Source organism: Pelovirga terrestris (genome assembly GCF_014773365.1).
In the GTDB taxonomy this organism is placed as follows: domain Bacteria; phylum Desulfobacterota; class Desulfuromonadia; order Desulfuromonadales; family Geopsychrobacteraceae; genus Pelovirga; species Pelovirga terrestris.
In genome coordinates this window covers 1-3073 of record NZ_JACWUN010000032.1, presented here as the reverse complement: position 1 = coordinate 3073, position 3073 = coordinate 1, and the positions used below count along the sequence as shown (strand labels likewise).

Below are 3073 nucleotides of genomic sequence, written 5' to 3'. Positions count from 1 at the left end.
GGGCGGAGATCAGCACCATCAGCAGGAAGTAGCCGCCTAAGTGCATGAGTTTGTCGTTGGGTAGCCAGCGGGGGAGGAATCTGCCGGGGAGTAAGCAGCCGGTGAGGATGAGCAGGCTGGTGATTGAGAATAGCAGGATCAGCATTTAAGGGATCGCATAGCTGTTACGTGGCAGATTCCTCTTTGTTGTATTACTGGGCGGTTTTGGGCAACTGCTCGGTCAATGAGCGGGCATAGGCGTTACGGGCGGTTTGGAGGATGGCGGCTTCTTGCTGGTTCTGGGCGATCTTCTGGTCGACCAGTTGCAGGGAGGCTAAATCCCCTTTGGCTTTGTCATTGAGGTCGGCTAGGTTGTACTCGGTTCCGTCGATGGTGATGGTTTGTTGCTGATTCATGGTTTCTCCTTGTTGGGGTTAGTGGGTACTGATAGTCAGGCTTGAGGATAACATCATTTGTGTCTCTAGGGGTGAATCGTTGCGGTTAAAACCTGAACAGGTTGTCGTCTTTTTCACCAAACAGGGCTTCGATATCCACCTCTGGGGATGTGGTGCCGGTCTGGTTCTGTTCAAAGCGGCGGGTGAGGTCGTGCAGGCGTGCCTGGCTTAACAGTTGACCATAGGCGAGGCCCAGGGCGCCGCTGTGGGCGAGGTGGCTTAAGGGGGTTGGGTCGAGGTTTTTGAGGGCGGCTTCGTTGATGTGATACAGGCCTTTGACGGGTTTGGCTTCGCCATCAGCTCCGGCGCTTTCAATTTCCCAGGGTTGGATCAGCTGGTGCTCGGCGAGTTGGTTGACCAGGGTTTGGGTGAGCTGGGTGTGTTGGTGGCGCTGCTGGAGAAAGTCGATGATGGGGGTCAGTTCCTTGCTGGGGGCTTGATCGGCATCGAGCAGGGGGGTCTGCTGATCCTCGGCGGGGGTGTGGATCAGACCGGAGTCGGCATCAAAGCACAGGGTCATTTCGCCCTGTTGATTGGGTTGCAGGGCAAAGGGGTAGCTGCGGTAGTGGGAGGGTACATAGCTGGCCTGCCATTGCTGATTGGTATCAAGAAAGAGGTTGAGCCCGGCCTGGAGGGAGAGGATGGCGACCAGTTGGTAGCTTGGGGTGGCGTTGCTGGTGGTGTTGCTATGGGCAAAAGCCAGGGCGTAGCTGCCAAGCAGGTGAGGTAGCTCCACAGCGAGTACGGGTGCCAGGGCGTCGTGCTGGGCGTGGGCGTAGTTGGTGAAGCGGGTCCAGCCGGTGTGCTGATGGTCGGTTTTGCTGATGGCGGTCCAGGTGGGCATGAAGACTCCTTGAGAAGAAAAAAGTGTATATCGTCGATCTATATTAAAAACATCGCCGTCACTGTTCCAGATGTCGTTCAAAATCCATACTGTCGTGCAGAATACGCAGCACCTCAATCGAACTGGTCTGCTCATCGACTCGAAATACGAGCAGATGGCGACCTTTTCGTCCCTGGCGGGTCACATGCAGTGTGGCTACGTCATCACCCAACCCAGGGTGCCTGCGCACATCGATCAGCTGCGGCCCAGCGTTCAAGGCCTCCAACGCATCGTTGATGACTCCGGTGTAGTTCTCAAGCTGCAACGGCCCAAACTGCCCAAGCGTCCAATCAAGGATGTCTTCAACATCTTGAGCGGCTTGAGCGGCCAGACGTACCGTCCAGCCGCTCATCCGTGCTTCGCCAGCACACGCTTGCTAATGCCATCAATGTGCGAGCGCAACGACGCAGTATCGTTAAATTCGGTATATCGCCCCGCCTCGATGTCGGCGATACCCACCGCCACTGCCTCGCGCAAGGCAGCGAGTTTTGCTGCTTGTTCTGCTTCACGCGTCTGAATGAGACGCAAGCCCTCGCGCAGCACCTCGCTAGCATTCTGGTAGTGGCCGCTGGCCACCATCTGTTCGACGAACTTTGCCTGGCTGTCTGTCAGTACAACATTGCGTGTTGGCATAGGATGTCTCCCCTTGTCGAATATGGCATATTCTGCCAATCATTCTTGAATAATGCAAGCCAATTGCTTAGACTTTGTTGCCCATTTTTCCAAGGAGGATCTGTGGCGTGGTTTTCGTTAACCCTGTTTATCTGAACTGGCAAGCAACTTAATGTGCCTGTCGCGTCCAGGTCAAGAGGGCTTACGCAACCTTGCCAAACAGCGCCCGTGATTTCGCCATGCCGCGTAGATAGCGGACATTACGGCTTGCTGCCAGGTCGATGAGTTTGGCAGGATGGCCGACGGTGGTACCGAAGCGTCTTAAAAACTGATCGGCATTGTGGATAAAGGCTTCGGTATTGATGTTCAGGCGCTGCAGAATGGTGGGGGTAGTTTCGGGGATAAAACCGCGCTTCTTCGGGTGGACGGCGCGGCCGACGGTATCGATCAGCTCCAGATAATCTGCAAAGGCGAACGGAATGCCGGCAGTGAAGGTCTCCGTCGGATCGAAGGGGAGCAAGGGGGCTTCAGGCAGATTCAGGATGTCGGTATCGGTCGGGATAGCCGGTTTTTTCGGTGGTTCCGGCGGGGGGCTTTGGCTCTGCTCCACCCGGCGTTTGATGGTGGTATGGTCACTGGTTTCCGGGGTGTCGCTCATGGCGGCACGCACGGGGTTGAGGTCAACATAGGCCATAGCGGCCAGCAGGGCCGGTTCATCCAGCAGGGCCTGACACTTGTAGCGGCTCTCCCAGAAATGACCTCTGGTGTGTTCTTCGGCGTTGGCCTTGCGGGAGATGAATTCGTTGAGGTTCTTCATGAACCAGGACAGATCACACAACCGCTTGCGGTATTCGTCTGCAAGCTTATCGACCTGGATCAGTTCGCCCTGACTCATCTCACTGCGCTTGTCGGAGAGATAACGGCGGATGATCAAGGGCCCGCGATAAAGCTGCGACCAGCGGGTGATCACCTCTTCCGTGGAAAGATTAGCCACACGTTCATTATCAACCCGCAGAACGATATGATAATGGTTGTGCATCACCGCATAGGCGGCGACATCGATGGTAAAGACTCCAGCCAGCTGCAGAATGCGCTGTTCGATCCAGTCGCGACGGTGTTCAAAGCTCTGGCCGGTGATATGATC

5 protein-coding genes are annotated in these 3073 nt (G+C 56.0%); all 5 read right to left on the bottom strand.

The genetic code is table 11. The features are described from left to right. Positions 1–191 precede the first annotated feature (191 nt). Complete coding sequence (locus ICT70_RS14730; RefSeq protein ID WP_191157979.1) at positions 192–395, bottom strand: DUF6447 family protein; 204 nt, start codon at positions 393–395, stop codon at positions 192–194. Between the two features lie 85 nt (positions 396–480). Further along, the gene (locus tag ICT70_RS14725; protein ID WP_191157977.1) at positions 481–1278 is read right to left on the bottom strand and encodes a SapC family protein; all 798 of its coding nucleotides are present in this window, start codon (positions 1276–1278) and stop codon (positions 481–483) included. A gap of 58 nt (positions 1279–1336) precedes the next feature. After that, positions 1337–1669, bottom strand: a complete 333-nt coding sequence (locus ICT70_RS14720) for a type II toxin-antitoxin system RelE/ParE family toxin (RefSeq protein WP_191157975.1) — start codon at positions 1667–1669, stop codon at positions 1337–1339. Continuing rightward, on the bottom strand, positions 1666–1950 hold the full coding sequence (locus ICT70_RS14715; protein ID WP_191157973.1) for a type II toxin-antitoxin system ParD family antitoxin: 285 nt from the start codon (positions 1948–1950) through the stop codon (positions 1666–1668). Before ICT70_RS14715 ends, ICT70_RS14720 begins: the two co-directional genes overlap by 4 nt. A 181-nt stretch (positions 1951–2131) precedes the next feature. Continuing rightward, on the bottom strand, positions 2132–3073 hold a 942-nt coding region (locus ICT70_RS14710; protein ID WP_191157971.1), incomplete at its 5' end, for a transposase.